Origin of the sequence: Actinomyces oris, from assembly GCF_001553935.1 — a bacterium.
GTDB lineage: Bacteria > Actinomycetota > Actinomycetes > Actinomycetales > Actinomycetaceae > Actinomyces > Actinomyces oris_A.
Map to the genome: position 1 here is coordinate 1,439,548 of NZ_CP014232.1, position 22,168 is coordinate 1,461,715.

Consider the following 22,168-nt stretch of genomic DNA (forward strand, 5'->3'; position numbering starts at 1 on the left):
AAGAGTCTGCGAAAGAGTCGTAGGTGGTGGGCGGGCCGCTCAGGCCAGGTGCCAGCGGGCGCCCGAGGGGGAGTCCTCGACGACGACGCCGGCCCCGGTCAGCTTGTCGCGCAGGGCGTCGGCGCGCGCCCAGTCCTTGGCGGCACGGGCCTGGGCCCGCTCGGCGAGGTCGTGGCGGATGAGACGGTCGAGGGCCTCCATGGCGGCGCCGCCCTGGGAGGAGCCGGCGCCGTCGAGCACCCGGGCGCGCCAGGGCTCGGCCAGCGGGTCCAGGCCCAGGACGTCGAGCTGGGAGCGCAGGTCCAGGGCGAGGCCGGTCACCGAGGCGCACAGGTCGTCGTCGGCCCCCTGGCCGCCGCTCGGGGCGGCCTGGGTGAGGGCCACGTTGAGGGCTTTGAGGGTGGCGTGGACGACCGCCATGGCGCCGGCCAGGTTGAGGTCCTCATCCATGGCGGCGGTGAACTCGGCCGGCAGGGTCCGGGCGCGCACCTGCTCGGCGGGGGCGTCGACGGGGTTGGCGTCCTCGCCGTCGCAGAACTCGTAGGCCCGCAGGATCGCGCCGGACAGTCGCTCCCACAGGGCGGCGGCGTCGGCCAGGGTCTCCTCGGAGAACTCCACGGTGGAGCGGTGGTGGACGGTGCCCAGGGCCAGGCGCAGCACGGCGGCGTCGTAGCGCTTGAGCAGCTCGGCCACCACCAGGGAGTTGCCCAGCGACTTGCTCATCTTCTCGCCCTTGATGGTCACCCAGGCGTTGTGGACCCAGTGGCGCGCGAAGCCCCAGCCGGCGCCGTGGGACTGGGCCTGCTCGTTCTCGTGGTGGGGGAAACGCAGGTCGATGCCGCCGCCGTGGATGTCGAAGGTCTCGCCCAGGTAGCGGCGCGACATGGCCGAGCACTCCAGGTGCCAGCCGGGCCGGCCCCGGCCCCAGGGGGCGTCCCAGGCGGCGTCGGCCGGCTCGGTGGGCTTGGCGGCCTTCCACAGGGCGAAGTCGCGCGGGTCGCGCTTGTCGGCCTCGACGTCGTCATCGAGCTGGGACTCGTCCTCGGTGGTGGCCAGGTCCTCCAGTCGCTGGTTGGTGAGGGAGCCGTAGCCGGGCAGGGAGCGGACGTCGTAGTAGACGTTGCCGGACTCTCCGACGTAGGCGTGGCCGGCGTCCAGCAGGCGCTGGACCAGGTCGATCATCTCGGGGATGTGGCCGGTGGCGCGCGGCTCATAGGTGGGGGCGTCCACGCCCAGGGCACGGTAGGCGGCGTCGAACTCCCGCTCGAAGCGCTGGGCCCAGGCCCACCACGGCACCGGCGGCTCGGCTGCGGCCGACTTGCTGAGGATCTTGTCGTCAATGTCCGTGACGTTGCGGATGAGGCGGACCTCCTGGCCGCCGCGCTCGAGCCAGCGGCGCAGGACGTCGAAGGCGATGCCGCTGCGCATGTGGCCGATATGGGGCGAGCCCTGGACGGTGGCACCACACAGGTAGATCGTCACCAGGCCGGGGGTGGCCGTGGGGGCCAGCGGCACGATCGCGCGGGCGGCGGAGTCGTACAGGCGCAGGGCTGGCTCGCCCGCTCGGGCGGCGGAGTCGGCGGGGCCCGCGGACTCAGGGGACTCAGTGGGAGTGATGCTCACAGGCACAGGCTACCTGGCCGCCCGCCACCGGTGTCTACCAGGACCAGGACTTTTTCCCGAGGTGCCCGACGTCGGGGTCGTGCCTTAGTCCTCGTAGTCGGAGGGTGAGGGGTACGACCTCGAGGGCTAACCCACGACCGGGCGAACGGCGTTGGGCCGCGGGTAGACCAGGGCTGTGGCGACGGCGAGCAGGCCCTCAGTGCGGCCCAGGAAACCCAGGTGGTCGGTGGTGGTGGCGCAGAAGGAGACCCGGGCGGAGGCGGCCTCGGACAGCGCCCGGGAGGCCTCGGCGGAGCGGGCGGCCACGCGCGGGCGCTCGCCCACGAGCTGGACGGCGATGTTGCCGATCTCGAAGCCGGCCTCGCGCACCCGGCGGGCGGCCTCGCTCAGGAGCGCAGTCCCGGAGGCCCCCTTCCACTGGGGCTCGGCGGTGCCGAAGTTCGAGCCCAGGTCGCCCAGTCCGGCGGCCGAGAACAGGGCGTCGCAGCAGGCGTGGGCGACGACGTCGCCGTCGGAGTGACCGGCAAGGCCCACCTCGCCGGGCCACTCCAGGCAGGCCAGGTGCATGGGGGTGCCCGAGTCGGGGGCGGCGAAGGCGTGCACGTCGGTGCCGATGCCGGTGCGCGGCAGGAACTGGGCGATCTGGTCCAGGGCGATCGTGGCTGGGCCGGCGGCGTGGCGGGCCCGGGAAGGTGCCGGGGCCTGTGAGTCAGGGGCGGCGGGTGCGGCGTCACCGGGGACGACGTCGGTGGAGGTGGCGTCCATGGGCTGAGCAACGTGGGATGACTGGTCTGGCTGGCGTGCGGACATGGGGCCGTGTCTACCAGATGGGACCTGGCCGCGTTCTGAGCGGCCCGGCCGATCGTCGTCGGCCCGGTCTGGTGGAGGGGCGCGGCAGGATGAGGAGACGACGTGCGGGTGGAGAGTTGTCCCCGTAGCCCTCCAAGCCGGGCGCCGTTACGTTGCCGTCATGATTATCTGGCGTGGCTGGGGCATTCTCAGCGTCTTCATCACTTTACTGGTGGCGGGCATTGTGGGGTCGACCTTCCAAGCGTTTCTTGGCAGCGGCAACACGTCGGTCTTTTTCGGGTATGGACTCGGGCTCGTCCTGGCTGGGGTGGCCAACTACTTCTTCGGGCGTCAGGTGAATGAGCTTGCTCCCGCCAGGAAGATCGAGGCGTTCAAGGACCAGATGCGCCACGAGATGTGGGACCGCGTGGCTCACGGGTCCTTTCAGGTGGGGCCGGGAGCGCCTCCGCCGGCAAACCGCGACGAGGCGCATCAGCAGGTCGAGCACGTCGTCGAGCAGGCGAGTGCGAACGCTGCGAAGGGTCTCCGTAACATCCACTCCGTTTTCTTCATCCCGGTCCAGTGGATCGGAGCGGTCGAGGGCGTGCTGGGAGTGGTCCTGATCGTGCTGTCGGTCGTGATGTCCTTCTCCGGCTGATCTCCGGCTGAGCAGCCCTCACGGGCGCGATTCCACCGACGGGGCTGGCCTGCGTTGAAGCGGGCTATTGCGCTGCTGGTCAGAGGAGCAGGGCAGTCAGCCGACCTGCTGCGAGCCGATGCGGCGTATCAGGTGCGGGGTTGGTGTTGTCTTCTGGTGGGGTGTGAGGCCTGTGGTGGTGTAGTGCACGAGGTTGGGGTGCTATTGGGGGAGGGTTGGGTGTACTGCATGGGGGTCGGGGGTTCGTGCAGTATGGATAACCCTTGGTCATTGGATCCCAGCCCTCGTTGAGTAAGGCCTGGCCGGCAGGTGGCTGGGCCGGCCCCGACGTCGTCTCAGGACAAGCGGCTCCCGACCCTCGTGGAGTACGGATTTTCAGGTCGGGTGCGGAGCCACAGGTGCGCGAATGCGACCTCAATCCACAGGGCTGGTCGCAGTGGGTGACCCGCGCCGTCGCAGTGCGCAACCTTGAGATATGACTCCGCGACCTTCAGCCCCCGGCACTGTCTCCGATCTGCGCCCGCGTCTGCTGCACACATCGCGCCGCTCCCGCCGCGGCTGTCTTCCCTCGCGTTCGTGGATCCGTTTGGCCCGTGGATACTACTGGCTGCCGGATCGTGATGCTGAGCGCTGGCAGCATCGTTACACCCTGTCGTTGGCGCGGGCTGTGGTTGCCCAGCGCACCCAGTTGTCCACGGCCTATCTGTCGCACACATCAGCGGCTCTGGCGCTTGAGCTCGACATGTTCTCCCAGGAGCCCGATGTCTATCTCGCGGTGTCCAGTGCCCCGAACCAGGTCCATACCGTTCTACCCCGTATCTGGGTTCCGGCCCGTGGTACACCCTCGCTGATCTCCGAGGGGCCCTCGGACTCTTCTGGGTGCCGGGACGTTCATTTGTGGCGACGCCGTCTTGGGCTGATGCCGCATGAGGTCGAGTCCGTGGGAGAGACGGTGACGACGACGGCGGTGCGCACGGCCTATGACTGCGCCTTCGACGAGCCAGCGCACAACGCGCTCGCCATTGCGGACTCGGTGCTGCGTCGCTGTTGTCAACCGGACCGGGAGCGGCCCGAGTTGTGTTTGGAGGCGATTGATCGAGTGAGGCAGGAGTGGGCCCGTACGCTCAAGCGTGAGCCGAGACGCCGCGGGGTGGCTCAGGCCCGGGCGGTGCTGGGGCTGGCGACGCCGTTCTCCGAGTCGGCGCTTGAGAGCGCAGTGCGGTGGCTGGTCCTGGTTCTGGGGCTGCCGATCCCGCAGGTGCAGTACCCCGTCGATACTTCCGAGGGGCGTTGGTGGGTGGATATGTGCTGGCCGGACAGGAGACTCGTCGTTGAGGCTGACGGCAGGAAGAAGTACCAGGGGGCTGAGGACCTGTGGAAGGAGAAACGGCGCCAGGATGGGATTGAGTCGCAGGGGTGGACGGTGCTGCGCGTGTCCTACGGAGACATGATGCGTCCAGACCAGCTCGGCGCCAAGATTCTGACGAAGTTCCCTCCTGCGGAGGTCTCGCGCCTCCGGCCCCGGCAGGAGTTGGAATGGGCGGGTATGCGTCTGGAGACCTGTCTGCGTGAGGCCTCGTTGCTGGGGCAACGGCTTCCCCGAGGGTCGGCTGAGCTTGGTCTATGAAGCACGGGCAGCCGCCGTTGACCGTCGGAGTACATGTGAGGCTGCGTGCTCTCAGATGGAGTCTGTTGATCTCGCAGTGCCGGCAGGACGCCAGATGGGGCGAGGAGCTGCGGGCGCGGGGGTTGGTGTTGTCTTCCAGTGGGGTGTGAGGCCTGTGGTGGTGTAGTGCACGAGGTTGGGGTGCTATTGGGGGAGGGTTGGGTGTACTGCATGGGGGTCGGGGGTTCGTGCAGTATGGATAACCCTTGGTCATTGGATCCCGGCCCTCGTGGAGTAAGGCCTGGCCGGCAGGTGGCTGGGCCGGCCCCGACCTTGTTTCAGGGCAGGCGCCAGTCCACGGGCGCGGCCCCCATCTCGGTGAGGATCGTGTTGGCGCGGCTGAAGGGGCGCGAGCCGAAAAACCCGCGCGAGGCCGACAGCGGGGACGGGTGCGGCGAGGCGATGATGGGGGTCTGCCCCAGCATCGGGGTGAGCGACTGCGCCGGCCGCCCCCACAGGATCGCCACGAGCGGGCCGCCGCGCTCCACCAGGGCCTCGATCGCCCGCTGCGTCACCTTCTCCCAGCCCCAGCCCTTGTGCGAGGCCGGCGCCCCCGGGCGAACGGTGAGCACCCGGTTGAGCAGCATGACGCCCTGCTGGCACCACGGCGTCAGGTCCCCCGATGTCGGCCTGGGCACGCCCAGGTCGCTGACCAGCTCGCGGAAGATGTTCTCCAGGCTGCGCGGGGGCTTGACGCCGGGCGCCACCGAGAAGCTCAGCCCCATGGGGTGACCCGGGGTGGGGTAGGGGTCCTGGCCGACGATGAGGACGCGCACGTCATCCATCGGGTAGGTGAAGGCGCGCAGCACGTCGGTGCCCGCTGGGAGATACCCGACGCCGGAGGCCACCTCCTGGCGCAGCCGCTCCCCGATCTCATGGACCGTGGGCTCCACGGGGGCCAGGGCGCTCGCCCAGGAGGGATCGATGATCTCAGACAGGGGCTTGGCGGAAGTCACGCCATGAGCCTAATGGCCCATCGGCAGCACCTGCAGGATCTTGTCGGGCCGGATACCGCGGCCGTGTGAGCCGGACGTGGTGAGCAATACCCGACGAATGACGCTCGGACCGGTATCTTGTGGGCGTGAGCAACTATGACTACCCCGAGGACGAGTTCGACGTCGGCGATGATGACGGCCCGGTTCCCGTGGGCGTGCACCGGGCCCAGGTGCCCAGGTGGCGCAGCTGGGTGCCGCTGCTGGCGATCATCGTCATTGTCCCGGCGCTCGCCTGGGGCGCGGTGACGCTGTTCCTCAACGGCTCGGGAGGCTCCGGCTCGTCGGACGCGGTCTCCTCCTCTCAGCCCGCCCAGGGCGGCCAGGCCGGTGGCAACAAGAACGCGGACAAGAACGCGGACAGTGCGAACAACAAGGCCGGCGCCGCCTCGGCCAAGCCCAGCGCCTCGGCCAGCGCCTCCGGCAACGTGGACTTCACCACCAGGGTCACGGTGTCCAACGGGACGAATACCGAAGGCCTGGCCAAGGGGGCCAGCGAGAAGCTCACCAACGGCGGCTTCACGGCGGTGGAGGTCATCCCCGGGATCTATGAGGGTGAGGAGCCGGCCAAGTCGACGATCTACTTCAGTACCCCGGAGGCCCGTTCCGCCGCCGAGGAGATCGGCAAGCGCCTGGGGGTCAGCAATGTGACGGAGGGGACCGAGGAGAACACCCAGGGCGCCCCGATCGCTGTCATCCTGCGTGATGACTACAAGCCGCAGTAGAGGGGCATGAGGCCACTGGCGCTTCTTGGGCGTCGTCGGTTCCTGACTCTCGCCGCGGCGGTCCCGCTCACCGCCGCCGCGGCCCTCTGGGGCGGGGCTCATCTGATGGGCACCGGTCGCCGCGCCCCGACTCTGCTCAGCGGCGGCCTCATTGTGGGCGGGGGCGGGGCCCTGTACCCCCTGGCCCCGGGTCACACGGTTGCCTACGTCTCGGGGACCCGCCTGCCCCAGGCTCCCGAACCGTGGGGCTTGACCACCTCGCAGCAGAGCGCCCTGGCCCGTCAGGCGCTCGCCCGCCGCAAGACGGCCCGTCTCCCTCAAGGCCGGTGGGCGGACCTGGCCGACGGCGCCCTGACCGATCTGCTGGCCCTGACCGGACCCGCGTTCATGCCCGACCCGCCCCGCCCCGCCGGTCCTGCTGTCGCGTCGGCCCGGCTGACGGCGTCTCCGGCTCCCGTCCCCACTGCCGGCGCTGCCTCCGCCGCCTCTGGGAGCGCCGGCCTGGAGGGCCGCGACTCGCGCGAACCCCTCCCGCAAGGGGCGGAGGTCTTCCCGCAGGGCGCGGTCGTGGCGGCGCCCGTGAGCATCTGGCGCTACGTCTGGCCCCGGGACGCCGCCTTCGCCGCGGCCGCCCTCAGCGCGGTGAACCTGACCGGCGAAGCGCTGGGCGTCCTGGGCAACCTGGCGTCCTGGCAGCGGGCCGACGGCGGCTTTGAGGCCCGCTACACCAGCAGTGGCCGAGTGCCGGACCACCGCCCGGCTCAGGCCGACGGCGCCGGGTGGTTCCTGTGGGCTGCGGGCCGGCTCCTGGCCGACGGCGTTTCCGCCGCCGACCTGCGTGACCGCCTGGGGGCACCTCTGGTGCGCGCCGCCTCCCGGCTCCTGGAGATCACGGACACGCCCTCCCACCTGCCCGCGGCCTCGCCCGACTACTGGGAGGTCGCCGAGACGGTGCTCACCCTGGGCACGGCCGCCCCGGTGCTTCTGGGGCTGGAAGCGGCGACAGCGCTGACCCGGGCCGGGATCGACCTCGGCGGCCCCGCTCAGGCCCTGGCCGACCGGGTGGCGGCGGTGCGCAGCGCCATGGAGCGCAACTTCGCCCCCGCCTGGGGCCGCCACCTGCGGCGCGACGACGTCGATGCCACCATCGCCCTGGTCCTGCCGCCCTTCACCCAGCCGCTGACCGGGGCACGAGCGGTGCGGCAGACGGCGACCGAGCGCATGCGCCGCCCCGCCGGGGGGCTCGCTCCGGGAGCGGGCTGGCGTGATGACGGCGTGTCCTGGACGCCGGAGACCGCCCTCATGGCCTGGTCGGCACTGTCCCTGGGGATGGAGGAGGAGGGAACCCGGCTGCTGGCGTGGCTGGAGGCGCACCGCACCGCTGCCGGAGCCCTGCCGGAGAAGGTCTTGGCCGACGGCGCCCCGGCGGGGCCCGCGCCCCTGGCCTGGACCTGTGCACTCATCCTGCTGGCCACCGCCTCACGGCCCGCAGACCCGCCCTCCTGACCCGGGCGGCGGCCCCGAGGACACGACCGGCTGCCGGACCTCCCGCTGGACCACCCGCGGGCCCGGCGGGATTCCCTGCTTCGCCGTCGGAGGATTCAGTGCCGATGAGAACTGAGCTCCTTGCACTCAAGGGCTGAGAGTGCCAGCATTGCGGTTAGCACTCGGGCACCTCGAGTGACAAAGCATCCTTGAATGCACCAAGTTCATCCAGGCTGGAACGTGAGGGCCGGCGTCGGGCGTGACGTGAACGCCCGGGACCGACCCGTCCGTCGCGGGCACGAACCGGCCGCCCCTACCACGCAGTGGAGGAAACTCAATGTCCAAGATCATCGCCTTTGACGAGGAGGCCCGCCGCGGCATGGAGCGCGGCCTCAACACCCTCGCCGACACCGTCAAGGTCACCCTGGGCCCCAAGGGCCGTAACGTCGTGCTCGACAAAAAGTGGGGCGCCCCCACGATCACCAACGACGGCGTGACCATCGCCAAGGAGATCGAGCTCAAGGAGCCCTACGAGAAGATCGGCGCCGAGCTCGTCAAGGAGGTCGCCAAGAAGACCGACGACGTCGCGGGTGACGGCACCACCACCGCCACCGTCCTGGCCCAGGCCCTGGTGCGTGAGGGCCTGCGCAACGTCGCCGCCGGCGCCAACCCGATCGCCGTTCGCCGCGGTATCGAGAAGGCCGTCGCGGCCGTCGTCGAGCGCCTGCTGGCCGACGCCAAGGAGGTCGAGACCCAGGAGGAGATCGCGGCCACCGCCTCCATCTCCGCCGCCGACGAGCAGATCGGTGCCTTCATCGCCGAGGCCCTGGAGAAGGTTGGCCACGAGGGTGTCGTCACCGTCGAGGAGTCCAACACCTTCGGCCTCGAGCTCGAGGTCACCGAGGGTATGCGCTTCGACAAGGGCTTCATCTCCCCCTACTTCGTCACCGACCCCGACCGCCAGGAGGCCGTCCTGGAGGACGCCTACGTCCTGCTGGTCGAGTCCAAGATCTCCAACGTCAAGGACCTGCTCCCGCTGCTGGAGAAGGTCATGCAGACCGGCAAGCCGCTGGCCATCATCGCCGAGGACGTCGAGGCCGAGGCCCTGGCCACCCTCGTCGTCAACCGCATCCGCGGCACCTTCAAGTCCGTGGCCGTCAAGGCCCCCGGCTTCGGTGACCGCCGCAAGGCGATGCTGCAGGACATGGCCATCCTCACCGGCGGTACGGTCATCTCCGAGACCGTCGGCCTCAAGCTCGAGAACGCCACCCTGGAGGACCTGGGCCAGGCCCGCAAGGTCGTCGTCACCAAGGACGACACCACCCTGGTCGAGGGCGCCGGCGACAAGGAGGCCATCGAGGCCCGCACCGCCCAGATCCGCATGGAGATCGAGAACTCCGACTCCGACTACGACCGCGAGAAGCTCTCCGAGCGTCTGGCCAAGCTGGCCGGCGGCGTGGCCGTCCTCAAGTCCGGTGCCGCCACCGAGGTGGAGCTCAAGGAGCGCAAGCACCGCATTGAGGACGCCGTGCGCAACGCCAAGGCCGCCGTCGAGGAGGGCATCGTCGCCGGTGGTGGCGTCGCCCTGCTCCAGGCCGCCGAGGTCCTCGACACCCTCAAGCTCGAGGGCGACGAGGCCACCGGTGCCGCGATCGTCAAGGTCGCCGTGGAGGCCCCGCTCAAGCAGATCGCTGCCAACGCCGGCCTCGAGGGCGGCGTGGTCGTGGACCGCGTGCGCAACCTGCCCACCGGTGAGGGCCTCAACGCCGCCACCGGCGAGTACGTCAACCTGCTGGCCGCCGGCATCGCTGACCCGGTCAAGGTGACCCGCTCCGCCCTGCAGAACGCCGGTTCCATCGCCGGTCTGTTCCTGACCACCGAGGCCGTCGTGGCCGACAAGCCTGAGCCCCCGGCCGCCCCGGCCGACGGCGGCGCCGGCGACATGGGTGGCATGTACTGATCGACGCGACTGCTGACGAGCCAGTCATCACCCGGTAGCCCGGCCGCGATGTCGGCCGGTCCCGGAACCACGGCGGGCCGTCTCTCACACACGTGAGGGGCGGCCCGCCGCCGTATCCGTACCTGTCCGTACTGAGCGGGTCGGCTGGGCCTGTGTGGTCAGCTCGTGTGGCGCACACGCTGAAGCGGGAGGCGGCACAGTCCTCGCCGGCCCGCTGTGAGCACCTCCTACCAGCCGCCCAGGGGCGCCGAGCCGGCGGCCGGTGCGGGTGCCGGTGCAGGAGCGGGAGCCGGCGTCGGGCCGGTGAAACGTCCCTGGTTGGAGGTCTCGGCGTCGTCGTAGCACACGGCGGCGTTGTCCAGGGCCAGGCTGATCTGATCGAGGTTGGACTGCACCTGGAGCTGGGTGAGGTGCCAGTCGGCCGCGCAGGCGGCCATGGAGTCCGATGCGGTCCCGGTCCAGCAGGACTGGAGCAGGCCGATGTCTCCCCGCATGCCGTCGACCTCGGTCTGGATCGTCGCGATGCGGGTACGGGTTCGGGCGGCGGTGTCGGCCACCGCGGCGGTATCGACGGAGTAGGCGGGCATGAGGGGCGTCCTTTCGTGAGAGGCGGCCCGAGGGCCGTGCGCGGTGTGCTGGTGGTGCACTGACGTGCGCGCTGTGCCTCTCACGGTAGGGGCCCGGCCGGCGGCGTACCGGGCGAGGAGCCGGCCCTGTGGAGTGGGCCTGCAGATCGTGGCCTGTGGCCCCGCAGACGGCGGGTCGTCCCTGAGAGAAGGGCCTGCCGGGCGCCTCAGAGGTTCCCGGCGCCGTCGTCGATGATCTCCTCGGTGATGGGAGCGATCTCGCCGGTACGGGCCTCGCGCAGCTCCTTGGCCTCCTGGGTCTTGGCTCGCAGCTTCTCGGTGAGCTTGTCCCGCTCGGCCTGGACCCGGGCGCGGCGGTCCTCGGCGTCGTCGGAGCGGTTGCGCGAGCACATGAGCAGGTCCAGGTCCGCGATGCAGGACTCCATGGAGGCGGTGTGCGCCATCGCCTCCTCCCCGTCCTTGTCCTCGCGACCCTCGCCCCGCTCAGCGGGTGCATCGACGGGGTGGCGCGCTGAGGCCACGGCCGGGATCCCGCGGGCGGGGGTACGCGGCGAGGGGGCGCTCGATGGGGAGGCGGATGAGGACGGAGCCTCCGGCGATCCTGAGGACGCCATGGAGGCCGGGGAGGCGGGCGGCGTCGCGGTCGAAGCCGTCACCGTGGATCGCAGGGCCCTGAGCGCGGTTGAGTCCAGGCGCAGGGTGTCGCCGTCCCGGGCGGGGCCGGTCGTGGGGTCCTTGACGGGCAGCGCTTGGAGGCCCAGCGGAGGGGTACGGGGGGCGCGTTCGGCGGTCTCGTCCGGCTGCTCGGCAGCCCCGGGAGCGAGGTCTTCGACAGCGGTGGGGCTGGCCGATAAGGCCACCGGGGCGGGGTGCGCCGGTTCCTGCGCGGCTGCGGCCTCCAGGACCGCCGGATCGGCCTGCGCTCCCCGCTCCTCGGCGAGCTTGGTGAGTTTCTCATGGAGACGCCGCTGCTCGGCTGACAGGTTCTCCCGGGCCGGGTGCTCCCAGCGCTCGCCCAGTGGGGAGTGGAAGAGGTGCTCACGGTCCAGGAGCCGGGAGACGATCGTCAGGCGGCCGCGCAGGTACTCCTCCACGGGGATGTGGGAGTACTCCTCACGCAGAAGCCGCACGTACTCGGTGTAGGTCTGGGGGTCCACGGCCAGGGTTCCCAGGTCGGCGTCGATGAGGGCCTGGGCGTCGATGTCGTCATCGGCGAGCATGTGCCGCTTGAGGTTGACGATGAGGCTGCACACCCGCTTGACCGTCTCCATCGGGACACCCAGGTGACGCAGGTCGGCCTCAGCGAAGGCTGCCGAGGCGGTCTCGTCCTCGCCGCCGTTGCCGCGGATGACCTCCTCGACGTCGGAGGAGAAGACGCAGCCGTGGTACCAGCAGGCGATCCGCATGATGTCCGGGTTGTGCGACTCCTCGGCCAGCTCATCGACCCGCGCGAGCATGTCGATGAGGTGGCGAAGGTTGTGGAAGCGACGATCCGGTGTGGACCAGCGCTCAATGAGGAGCTCGCCGGCGGAGCCGATCGCCTCTGGGGGCTGCGTGGCGCCGATCGCCTTCACCGAGCGGGTGAAGGCGGGCAGAAGCCATTGCGGTGCTTCGATAACACCCATGGGTCAGTCTCCGTGTTGGAAATGGAACGCGTGCCATCGTAGGACTGTCCTCGCCGTGACGTCGACGTGACACAGTGTCTGGCGTGCCACTCTTGTCATTCTCCCCGGCTGACGGCCTCCCGGAGGTGTGGCGGGGCCTACCAGGCCGGTGCGGGCGGCAGCTCGATGTGGACGGTGGCGCCGCCGCCGGGGGTCTGGAGCATCTGGACCGTGCCTTTGTGAGCGGCCACGATCCCCAGCACGATCGCCAGTCCCAGGCCGGAGCCCCCGGTCTCCCGGTTGCGGGAGGTGTCTGAGCGGTAGAAGCGCTGGAAGACCTTCTCGGCCGCCTCCGGTGGCACGCCGTGGCCGTGGTCGCGGACCTCGACGACGACGACTGGCTGCGCCGTCGGGTTGGCGCGCGGGGGCGCCATGCCGATGGCGATCTCCACCGGCGTCCCGGAGGGGGTGTGGCGCACCACGTTGCCCAGCAGGTTGGTGAGGATCTGGGAGAGGCGGTCGCGGTCACCGATGACCTGGAGCGAGGGGGCCTCCTTGCCGGCGGCCTCGTCGCGGGGGTCGAGGGGGATGAGTCCGCAGTCGCGCTCGGGGGCCAGCACCATCATGTCGCTCAGGGCCCCGGCGGCCAGGTCGGTGAGGTTGACCGGCTCCATGGACATTTCCCGGCCCTCGTCGATCCGGGCCAGCTGGAGGAGGTCATCGACGAGGCGCCCCATCCGGTTGGACTCGGTCTCGATGCGCCCCATGACCTCACCGGTCTTGTTCGCCGGCACCCCGCCCATCCGGTATAGCTCGCCGTAGCCGCGGATCGCGGCCAGGGGGGTGCGCAGCTCGTGGGAGGCGTCGGAGACGAAGCGCGTCATCCGCTCCTGGGCCACGACCTGGGCGGCGAAGGAGCTCTCGTTCTGGGTGAGCATCGTGTTGATCGCCCGCTGCAGGGAGCCGACCTCCGTGGTGCGCGGCTCGGTGACCAGGATGCGGGCGGACAGGTCGCCGTGGGCGATCCGGGCGGCCACGCCCTCGATCTGGCGCAGGGAGCGGAACGAGCGGTGAACCAGGTAGGTGGCGAAGACGGCGCCCACCGAGATGATCGAGACGTCAGCCAGGGCCACCACGAGGCGGGTGCGCTCGACGGTCTCCATGACGTCGCTCAGCGGGAGGGCCAGGGCCACGGCGCCGGTGTACTCGCCGGTGTTCTGGTCCCGGATGAGCAGGGTGATCATCCGCCACTGGTGGCCGGGCTGATCGGAGTTGACCGTCGTGATCGGGAAGTCGTTCTTGTCCGCGTGGGCCAGGGCGCGCCGGTAGTCCAGGCCCTTGATCTGGGGGCGGCCGTAGGTGGCGGCGGTGTCCGGGGAGATCCACTCCCCGTTGCGGCTGGGGTCGAGGTACTCGGCCTTGACGTAGTAGTTCGAGGGGAAGGTGGTGCTGCTGGTCCCTCCTTCGCGGATCTGGGCCAGTCCTTGGCTTCCGATGGCCACCGAGGTGGTGCGCAGCTGGCTGTCGATCTGGCCCATCATGTGGCTGTAGAGCAGTGAGGTCACCACGAAGGAGACGACGATGAGCCCGATGGCCAGCAGACCGGTGGTCATGAGGGTCAGGCACGTGCGCAGCGGCATCGCCTGCCACGGCCGCTGAATCGCGGTGATCGGGTGCCATCGGCCCCGTTTGATCGGGCGGTGCTGCTTACCGGACGACTTGGCCGGGCGCGTGCTCCCCCCACGCGCCGCCGCCATCACTCGGCCTTGGGTTCGCGGAGCATGTAGCCGACTCCGCGACGAGTCTGGATGAGCGGGGTGACGGGCTGGCCGTCAGCGCCCTGGATCTGGTCCACCTTGCGGCGCAGGTAGGAGATGTAGGACTCCACGATCGCGGCGTCACCGTTCCAGTCGTACTCCCAGACGTGGTCGAGGATCTGGGCCTTGGACACGACGCGCCCGGCGTTGAGCATGAGGTAGCGCAGGAGCTTGAACTCGGTGGGCGACAGATCCACCTCGACCTCGGCGCGGTACACCTCGTGGGCGTCCTCGTCCAGGACCAGGTCGGCCACGCGCACGACGCCGTCGTCCTGGTTCTCAATGGCGTGGGTGCGGCGCAGGATGGCGCGGATACGGGCGATGACCTCCTCCAGCCCGAAGGGCTTGGTGACGTAGTCATCGCCGCCGACGGTCAGGCCCTGAACCTTGTCGGCCATGTCGTCGCGGGCGGTCAGGAAGAGGATCGGGGTGGTCACGTCGCGCTCGCGCAGGCGTCGTGCCACGGTGAAGCCGTCCATGTCGGGCAGCATGACGTCGAGGACCACCAGGTCGGGAGACGTCTTCTCCACTGTCTTCAGTGCGCCGTTGCCGTCGCCCGCGATCGAGACCTCGAAGCCTGCGAAGCGCAGGGACGAGGCCAGCAGGTCGCGGATGTTGGGTTCATCGTCGACGACAAGGAGGTGAGCTTCGGTGCGGGACTGCTGGGAACGCTCCATGAGTCTCACCATTCCTTCAGTTTCTGGTCGTTTCCTGAACGACGTCCGAATGGTCGCTGTTGATAGGTCAAGTGGTTGGTGTGACCTCGTTCCAATTGTAGACCCAGGGAGTCTTGCAGTTCCCACAAAACGGGGGAACTGTGTGGTTGTCGGTTGAAGCGGGGCGATCGCCGGCGACTCCTCGGTAAGTCGGGCTGTGACATGAGACGGGGCGACGACATGTGTCGCCGCCCCGCCGTCGGGTCAGAGAAATCAGAGGAAGGCGAGAGGGTCGAAGTCCTCCAGAGGGATGATGCACACGCGTGGCAGCGGGATGGTGAAGGCCTTGACGTCACTCTCCAGGTCGTAGACCGTCAGGCCCTCGCCCTCCAGGGCGGCCAGCTGGGCGTTGAGGAACTCTCGGAAGCACAGGATCCCCACCTTGGCGCCGGCCTGCAGGAGCCGCTCGATGTGGGGGATGTAGTCGCCGTCGTGGCTGCCCAGCAGGACGTGGGCCTCCTGCCCGGACTCGGCCCGTTCGGCCAGCGCCTCCAGGGTGCGCTGAATACCGATGTCGACGACCTTCTCGTCGTTGCTGCCGGACCCGGCCAGCGGCACGGGGCGATAGTCCATGGCCAGGAGGGCCTGGATGAAGCTCATGGGCATATGGCCGCTGGTGGCGTTGAGGAAGAACAGGGCACGGGCCTCGTTCCCCTCGCCCTCGGCGGTGCCGGCGGAGGACAGTTCATCGCAGTATGCGAGGACTCGGTCCCAGCGGGGCCGCTCCTCAGGTTCGGGACGCCGCCCCAGCACACTCATGCCGAGAGTGGCGTCAATGTTCTCGCCATCGACGAGAAGATAAGTCGGTACGCTCATGAGGCTCATGCTACCGGTCACGGCGTCCACTAGCCTCCGGCGACGCTCGATGACACCGCACCGATACCGGTCTCCCCGTGCCGACGACGCCGTCGGGTGCGGTCTGCGCGACCGGGGACAAAACCTTCCCGGTGGGGACGATCGACGCCGTCGGGTGCGGAAATCCTGTCCCCGCAGGCGTGGGATGTCCCTGGCCGGGACGGACTGTCCCCGGGCGCGCGGAATGTCCCCGGCCGGGGCCCGTGTCGGCCCGGGGCGGCCCGGGTCGGCCTGTGTCGGCGGGCGTCGGCCGACGTCGAGGCGCACGAAGCCGCCCGGTACTCATCGGGATGATGAGTACCGGGCGGCCTACGGGGCTGAGGCGCCTAGGTAATGCGGCGAGGTCAGCTCAGTTCAGCTCAACTCAGTAGGAGGACGTCTCCTCGCCGGCCGGCTGACCCTGGTTCTTCAGGGCCGCGAAGGCGGCGTTGATCGCGTCGTCGTCACCGTCGGTGATCTGGGCGGGGGCCTGCTGCTGGGCGCCCGGAAGGGCCGGGTTCTGCCCGGACTTCAGGGCCGCCAGCCGGGCCTCGGCCTCCAGGCTGGCCCCGGAGGCCTCGAGCTCGGCGAACTGGGACTCCAGGGAGGAGCCGGCCAGCTCCATCTGCCCGGCGGCCTGGGCCTCGACCCGACGCACCTGGTCCTCGTAGCGAGACAGCTCGCTGGTGGGGTCCAGGACGTTGATGGAGCGGATGGCACCCTGCACCTTGACCTGGGCCTCGGCGGTCTTCTGGCGGGCGATGAGCTGGTCGCGCTTGGAGCGCAGCTCGCCGAGCTTGACCTCCATCTGCTGCAGGCCGGTCTTGAGCTGCTCGACGACCTGGCGCTGGGAGGCGATCATCGGCTCGGCGGCCTTGGCCTCGTTCTCCGCCGTGATCTGCTTGGTCAGCGCGATCTTGGCCAGTGAGTCCCACTTGTCCGCGCCGGCCGTGTCACCGCCGGAGCGCAGCTGGTCGGCCTTGCGGGAGGCGGCCAGGGCCTTGTTGCCCCAGTCCTTGGCCTCGGCGACGTCGGCGTCGTGGTCCTTCTCCGCCAGACGCAGGTTGCCGATCGTCTGGGCGACGGCGTCACGGGCCTCGGCGATGGACGCCGTGTAGTCCCGCACCAGCTGGTTGAGCATCTTCTCCGGGTCCTCGGCGCGGTCCAGGAGCGCGTTGATGTTGGCGCGGGTGAGCTGGGCGATGCGCCCCAGGATCGACTGCTTCTCAGCCATGGTTGTTCGTCCTTCCGTCGAGCTGCGACGTCGGTGTGGGCAGATAGTGGGCAGGTATGGACCCGGCGCTCGCCGGGTGGTCGCCAGGTGGTGGCCGGTGGGCCAGGCGAATCAGGCGTCATGATCGCAGGTCCCGGCGCTCGGCGTCATGCGGGCGGGGGCCGCATCGCTCAGGGCATGACTGGCGGGCGAGTGAGGCGGGCGGTCGGGAGGACGCGGCTCAGAAGTCGCCGCCGCCGTCGAAGAAGCCGCCGCCGCCACCCGAGAAGTCCCCGCCGCCGGAGAAGAAGCCGCCGCCTCCGCCCCAGTCGCTGTCATGGTGGTGGGAGCTCCAGCCGCCGTAGTTGTGGCCGCCGCCCAGCAGCAGCCCGCCCAGCAGTAGCGAGCCCAGGTCGAGCCCGCCGCCTGAGCGGCCGTAATCGCGGGAGTAGGAGTAGCGCTCACCGGAGTTCGGGCTCCACGAGCTCGACGATCCGCGCACGTCGGCCTCGGCCAGGGCCTGGGCCTGGGCCACGAGCGGCTCGGCCGCCGCGACCTCCGCCAGGGCGGCCACCGGGTCAGTGGTCTGGACGGTGGTGGCGGCCGTGGCGTGACGGGCGGCCTCACTGAGCGCGGTGCGCGCCGAGGGGCCCACCGCCCCGCGATAGGTGGTGATGTAGGAGGTCACGGACTCCACCTGGGAGTTGAGGCGGGCCAGGCGCGAGCCCAGGGAGGCCCGGGCGCGCGAGTCGTTCTCCTCGCGCTCACGGGCTGGGGCCAGGGCAGCGTCGATGGCGGCCTCGGCCCGGGCCAGATGGTCCAGGGCGGCCAGGGGATCGCCGCTCGGGTTGGCGCCACTGGCCTGACGGCCCTCGGCGACGGCGGCCTCGGCGTCGGCCACCAGCGGGGCCAGGGTCGCCGCCGGCACCGCGCCCTCCAGGCGCTTGGCGTCCACCAGGTCCGAGGAGATCGAGGCGATGGCCGCCTCCAGGTCCTTGGCCGCGCTCTGAAGGCGCTCGCGGGCCCCGGTGACCTGTGCGGCCAGCTGACCGGCCTGGGCGATGGAGCCCTGGGCGATGCGGACCTGCTCGACCGCCGTCGCCTCCTGGGAGGCCTCGACGCTGGCGCGGGCCTGGTCCAGGGCGGTGCGCCCGGCGGCCAGCAGGCGGCGGGCCTGCTCGGGGGCCTGGGCCACACTGGTCAGAGAGGAGGCCGGGTAGGCGGCGCTGAGCGTCACCAGGATCGTCTCGGCCATGACGATGGCCTGCTCGGTCTCATCGGCGCGCTGGGCGGTCTCGCCGATCGACGTCGGCAGGTTCGCCTCGATGCCGCGACGCTTGTTGAAGGCCTCCTCCTGAGCGCGGATCTCACCGACCGCCTCCGAGCAGTGCTGGAGGATCTCGGTGTACATCTGGCGCTGCTGCGGCTCGGTCTCGGGGATGTCGTCGTCGAGGATCTTGCGCAGCTCGAAGCACCGCGACAGGTGCTTGCGGGCGCTGTCCAGGGCGGCGGTGAAGGCGTCCGTGGCGGACAGGCCGAACTGCGCCTGCGCGTAGGACAGCTCCTCGGCGGCGGCGCGCACCGTGTCATCGGCCTGGACCAAGGCGCTGCCGGCCTGGGTGCGCAGCTGCTCCACCGTCATCGCCGCGGGGCCCGCGGGCTGGTTGCCGGGGGCGCCGCTCTGATTCCTGCGCTTGCCGAACAGCATGTCGTCGTTCTCCTTGTTCTTCCTGCGCTTGTACACCGTCCAGGCGGCGGCCCCGCCGGCCGCGACCGCGCCCCCACCCAGCAGGAGCGGAAGCGCCGAGGAGCCTGAATCACCCGAGCTGCCCGAGCCCGATGAACCGGACATGTTGTCCGGGATGGCGGCCACGGCGTCGTCATAGTTGCCTGCGCTGAGCTGCTTCTTGATGGCCGAGTCGATCCGCTTGTAGTCGGACTCGGAGAACTTCGAGGAGTTGTCGTGCGCCTGCAGCTTGTAGCTCTTCGAGGCCGAGCCGTCGGAGGGGATGTTGATGACCAGGAGCATGTCGTCACGCCCCAGCTTCGTGTCCTTGAAGGCCTGCGCGGCGATGGCGGAGGCCTTCTGGCTGGAGTCGGAGACGGTCAGCACCCACAGGCCCACGCCGTACTTGGAGGACATGGTGTCCACGGCCTGCTGGGCCTTGGAGGCATCCAGGATCCCGAGCTCATCAGTGACGTGCTCGGTCAGGGTGGTCGACGCCGCCGGGAGGGCCCGGGGCACGCCCGCCGAGGTCTGTGCGGAGGAGGCCAGGGGCGCGGTGCCGGCCGTCGTCGGAGCGGCCGCGGCGCCGGCAGAGAGCCCCAGCAGCCCCAGGGCGGCCGCCGTCGCGACGCCGGAAAGGGCCATCTGGTGCCAAGGACGAGGGAGTGGGGGCTGCTGGTTCTTCATCCGGGCAATCGTCCCCGCCGGGTCAGGGTGTGAGCAAGTCGTTTCGCCTCAGGCGGCACGCCTGCGCCTGTCACCGCGCGCAGGCAACCGAACCGGCGGCAGAATGTCGCCCATGACTGACACGCTCACGATCACCGTCATCGAGCCGGAGGAGCTCGCGCCCGTCGGGCGCCTGGGGGAGTGGCTCTTCGCCGAGGGCGCCTCCCTGCGCATGGTGCGCCCCTGGCGGGGCGAGCCCATCCCCTCCCTGGACGAGATCGGCGACGGCCTCGTCGTGCTGGGCGGTTCCATGAGCGCCCACGACGAGGGCGAGCACCCCTGGCTGGCGGACCTGCGTGAGCTGCTGCGCGGCGTCGTCGCCGACGACGTCCCCGCCATCGCCATCTGCCTGGGTGCCCAGGTGGCCGCCGAGGCCCTCGGGGGCTCCACGGCCGTGCCGGCGCTGGGCAACGACGAGGTCGGCGTCGTCGAGCTGACCATCACGGCCGCCGGCGAGAGTGACCCGGTCTTCGGGGCCGTGGCAGCCGAGGCCATCCGCGCCGCCCACCGCGCCGGAATCCCCACCTCCGACGGCACCCGCCTGCCCGTCATCGTCTCCCACCACGACGCCGTCACCCAGCTGCCCGAGGCCGCCACCCTGCTGGCCTCCTCCGACCGCTCCCCGGTTCACACCTGGCGGGTCGGGCGACTCCTGGCCTTCCAGCACCACCCCGAGTCCGACCCGGCGCGCGTGGCCTACTGGCGCACCCGCGACGCCCTCAACGACCTGGCCGGGACCATGGACGCGGCCTCCCTCCAGGCCGCCCGCGATGCCCTGGAGGTGGCCGCCGGCCGGAGCGCCGCGCCGGGCGCCGCCGGAACCCACGGGGCCACGGCCGCCGACCTGCCCGAGGCGGCCGCCAGCGCCGGGGCCGCCACCCGTGAGCAGGCCGAGAGGGTCGACCCCGCCATCCAGGCCTTCGGCCGCGGCCTGGCCCGCGTCCTCGTGCGCAACGTGCGCGCCCGCCGTTTGGCGCGCTGACCGGGCCGCCGGACCTCACTGGCCCGGCCTGTCCGGCTGGACGGGTTCGTCCGGCTGCGCCTCGTTCACCGCCGGGCCGGGCTCAGCTCTTCCCGGTGAGGTTCTCAGCGTCGATGATGGCGTAGGCGTAGCCCTGCTCGGCCAGGAAGCGCTGCCGGTGGGCGGCGTACTCCTGGTCGGCGGTGTCGCGGGCGACGACCGTGTAGAAGTGGGCCTGGCGGCCGTCCTCCTTGGGGCGCACGATCCGCCCGAGCCGCTGGGCCTCCTCCTGGCGCGAGCCGAAGGAGCCCGAGACCTGGATCGCGACGCTCGCCCCGGGCAAGTCGATGGAGAAGTTCGCGACCTTGGAGACCACGAGCGTGCGGATCTCCCCACAGCGGAAGGCGTCGTAGAGGCGCTGGCGCTCGCGCACCGTCGTCGCCCCGGTGATGACGGGGGCGTCCAGGTGCTCGGCGATCTCGGTGAGCTGGTCCACGTACTGGCCGATGACCAGGGCCGACTCGCCCTCGTGGCGGGCCAGGAGGGCCTCGATGATCGGCAGCTTGCGCGGTGAGCAGGCGGCCAGGCGGTAGCGCTCGTCGGGCTCGGCGGTCGCGTAGGCCATGCGCTCACCGGCGTCGAGGGTTAGGCGCACCTCGGTGCAGATCGCCGGGGCGATCCAGCCCTGGTTCTCCAGGTCCTTCCAGGGGGCGTCGTAGCGCTTGGGGCCGATGAGGCTGAACACCTCGTCCTCGCGGCCGTCCTCGCGCACCAGGGTCGCGGTCAGACCCAGGCGGCGGCGCGCCTGCAGGTCCGCGGTCATACGGAAGATCGGGGCTGGCAGGAGATGGACCTCGTCATAGACGATGAGCCCCCAGTCGTGGGAGTCCAGCAGGTCCAGGTGCGGGTAGACGCCCTTGCGGCGAGTGGTGAGCACCTGGTAGGTGGCGATCGTGACGGGGCGGACCTCCTTGCGCGAGCCGGAGTACTCGCCGATCTCCTCCTCGGTCAGGGTGGTGAAGCGGATGAGCTCCTCCTTCCACTGACGCGCCGAGACCGCGTTGGTGACCAGGATGAGCGTCGTCGTCGAGCTCTTGGCCATGGAGGCGGCGCCCACGAGAGTCTTGCCGGCCCCGCAGGGCAGGACGACCACGCCCGAGCCCCCCGCCCAGAAGCTCTCCACCGCCTCGCTCTGGTAGGGGCGCAGCTGGAAGGTGTCGGGGGAGTCGGTCAGGGTGATGGGGTGGGCCTCGCCGTCGACGTAGCCGGCCAGGTCCTCGGCCGGCCAGCCCAGCTTGATGAGCACCTGCTTGAGGTGACCGCGCTCGGAGGGGTGGACGACGACGTCGGCCTCCCCGAGCCGCGTCCCCAGCAGGCCCTTGGTGCGCTTGGAGCGCATGACCTCCTCCAGGACCGGCACGTCGGTGGCGTGCAGGACCAGGCCGTGGGCGGGGTCGGTGAGCAGCTGGAGGCGGCCGTAGCGGCTCATCGTCTCGGCGATCTCGGTGAGCAGGGCATGCGGCACCGGGAAACGCGAGTAGGTGATGAGGGTGTGGACGACCGTCTCTGCGTCCAGGCCCGCGGCGCGTGCGTTCCACAGGGCCAGCGGCGTGATTCGATAGGTGTGGATGTGCTCGGGGGCGCGCTCCAGCTCGGCGAAGGCGGCGATGGCGCGGCGGGCCTGCCCGGCCTGGGGGTGGGCGACCTCCAGGAGGACGGACTTGTCGGACTGGACGATGAGCGGGCCGTCGGGTGCCGAGGGCGCCGGGGACGCAGGATCGCTGGGCGTAGCGGACATGGGCGGGAGTATCCCAAGCCGGGGCAGCGCGCCGCCGTGATGGAGGAGACGTTCCTCTTCCAGCGGGAGGGGCGGCTTCCAGCGGGAGGGGCGGGCTGGGCTGGCCTTATGCCTGGGCGCGAGTGCAGTTGACAGCGCTCAACCAACAGTGACGACACATCCATTCGCGTCATGACCGCGCAAGCGCAGCTGACGGCCCGGATCCTGGGCTGCCGCGGTGGCGTGCGGGCCGTGGGGTGCGAACGCGAGCCCCGGAGGCGGGTAGGAAGACGCCGCAAGGGGCCAGGA

General features: G+C 70.7%; 17 protein-coding genes. 6 read left to right on the forward strand and 11 right to left on the reverse strand.

Annotation, left to right across the window (positions count from 1 at the left end; all coding sequences use genetic code 11):
* Positions 1-39 precede the first annotated feature (39 nt).
* Together cysS and ispF are read right to left on the reverse strand one after the other, a co-directional pair.
* Positions 40-1,623 carry a cysteine--tRNA ligase gene (cysS, locus tag AXE84_RS06005; RefSeq protein ID WP_060957210.1) on the reverse strand — a complete coding sequence of 528 codons (1,584 nt, stop codon included), beginning with the start codon at positions 1,621-1,623 and terminating at the stop codon, positions 40-42.
* 126 nt (positions 1,624-1,749) lie between these two features.
* Entirely contained in the window at positions 1,750-2,388 is a 639-nt protein-coding gene (gene ispF, locus AXE84_RS06010; RefSeq protein WP_236750214.1) for a 2-C-methyl-D-erythritol 2,4-cyclodiphosphate synthase, read from the reverse strand.
* 205 nt (positions 2,389-2,593) lie between these two features.
* Between ispF and AXE84_RS06015 the strand changes: the two genes are divergently transcribed.
* On the forward strand, positions 2,594-3,070 hold the full coding sequence (locus AXE84_RS06015) for a hypothetical protein (RefSeq protein ID WP_060957211.1): 477 nt from the start codon (positions 2,594-2,596) through the stop codon (positions 3,068-3,070).
* Positions 3,071-3,989: 919 nt separating this feature from the next.
* A complete protein-coding gene (locus tag AXE84_RS12990; RefSeq protein WP_167542044.1) occupies positions 3,990-4,697 on the forward strand; it encodes a DUF559 domain-containing protein in 708 nt (235 codons plus the stop codon).
* A gap of 317 nt (positions 4,698-5,014) precedes the next feature.
* Here AXE84_RS12990 and AXE84_RS06025 read toward each other — a convergent pair whose 3' ends face one another.
* Complete coding sequence (locus AXE84_RS06025; RefSeq protein ID WP_010613305.1) at positions 5,015-5,692, reverse strand: uracil-DNA glycosylase; 678 nt, start codon at positions 5,690-5,692, stop codon at positions 5,015-5,017.
* A gap of 119 nt (positions 5,693-5,811) precedes the next feature.
* On the opposite strand from AXE84_RS06025, the gene AXE84_RS06030 reads away from it, so the two are divergent.
* The 3 genes from AXE84_RS06030 to groL all read left to right on the forward strand — a co-directional run bounded on the left by AXE84_RS06030 (position 5,812) and on the right by groL (position 9,898).
* Complete coding sequence (locus tag AXE84_RS06030) at positions 5,812-6,453, forward strand: LytR C-terminal domain-containing protein (protein ID WP_060957213.1); 642 nt, start codon at positions 5,812-5,814, stop codon at positions 6,451-6,453.
* 6 nt (positions 6,454-6,459) lie between these two features.
* Positions 6,460-7,959, forward strand: coding sequence for a hypothetical protein (locus AXE84_RS06035; protein ID WP_060957214.1), 1,500 nt, complete (start codon positions 6,460-6,462; stop codon positions 7,957-7,959).
* Positions 7,960-8,275: 316 nt separating this feature from the next.
* Positions 8,276-9,898, forward strand: coding sequence for a chaperonin GroEL (groL, locus tag AXE84_RS06040; protein ID WP_060957215.1), 1,623 nt, complete (start codon positions 8,276-8,278; stop codon positions 9,896-9,898).
* A gap of 227 nt (positions 9,899-10,125) precedes the next feature.
* Here the strand turns inward: groL and AXE84_RS06045 are convergent, their stop codons facing one another.
* The 7 genes from AXE84_RS06045 to AXE84_RS06075 form a co-directional block, all read right to left on the reverse strand.
* Entirely contained in the window at positions 10,126-10,485 is a 360-nt protein-coding gene (locus AXE84_RS06045; RefSeq protein WP_060957216.1) for a WXG100 family type VII secretion target, read from the reverse strand.
* A gap of 206 nt (positions 10,486-10,691) precedes the next feature.
* Complete coding sequence (locus AXE84_RS06050) at positions 10,692-12,110, reverse strand: hypothetical protein (RefSeq protein WP_060957217.1); 1,419 nt, start codon at positions 12,108-12,110, stop codon at positions 10,692-10,694.
* 137 nt (positions 12,111-12,247) lie between these two features.
* A complete protein-coding gene (locus AXE84_RS06055; protein ID WP_060957218.1) occupies positions 12,248-13,846 on the reverse strand; it encodes a sensor histidine kinase in 1,599 nt (532 codons plus the stop codon).
* The gene (locus AXE84_RS06060) at positions 13,846-14,583 is read right to left on the reverse strand and encodes a response regulator transcription factor (protein ID WP_009407606.1); all 738 of its coding nucleotides are present in this window, start codon (positions 14,581-14,583) and stop codon (positions 13,846-13,848) included. Before AXE84_RS06060 ends, AXE84_RS06055 begins: the two co-directional genes overlap by 1 nt.
* Before the next feature lie 252 nt (positions 14,584-14,835).
* On the reverse strand, positions 14,836-15,438 hold the full coding sequence (locus AXE84_RS06065; protein WP_029316267.1) for an NYN domain-containing protein: 603 nt from the start codon (positions 15,436-15,438) through the stop codon (positions 14,836-14,838).
* 403 nt (positions 15,439-15,841) lie between these two features.
* Positions 15,842-16,690 (reverse strand): PspA/IM30 family protein, encoded by an 849-nt coding sequence (locus AXE84_RS06070; RefSeq protein WP_081093096.1) that lies wholly within the window; start codon positions 16,688-16,690, stop codon positions 15,842-15,844.
* 220 nt (positions 16,691-16,910) lie between these two features.
* Positions 16,911-19,082 (reverse strand): TPM domain-containing protein, encoded by a 2,172-nt coding sequence (locus tag AXE84_RS06075; protein ID WP_060957219.1) that lies wholly within the window; start codon positions 19,080-19,082, stop codon positions 16,911-16,913.
* 112 nt (positions 19,083-19,194) lie between these two features.
* Here AXE84_RS06075 and AXE84_RS06080 point away from each other — a divergent pair, with 112 nt between their 5' ends.
* A complete protein-coding gene (locus AXE84_RS06080) occupies positions 19,195-20,103 on the forward strand; it encodes a type 1 glutamine amidotransferase (RefSeq protein ID WP_060957220.1) in 909 nt (302 codons plus the stop codon).
* Positions 20,104-20,185: 82 nt separating this feature from the next.
* On the opposite strand, the gene AXE84_RS06085 is transcribed toward AXE84_RS06080, so the two are convergent.
* Entirely contained in the window at positions 20,186-21,880 is a 1,695-nt protein-coding gene (locus tag AXE84_RS06085; RefSeq protein ID WP_060957221.1) for a DNA repair helicase XPB, read from the reverse strand.
* Positions 21,881-22,168: the final 288 nt, after the last annotated feature.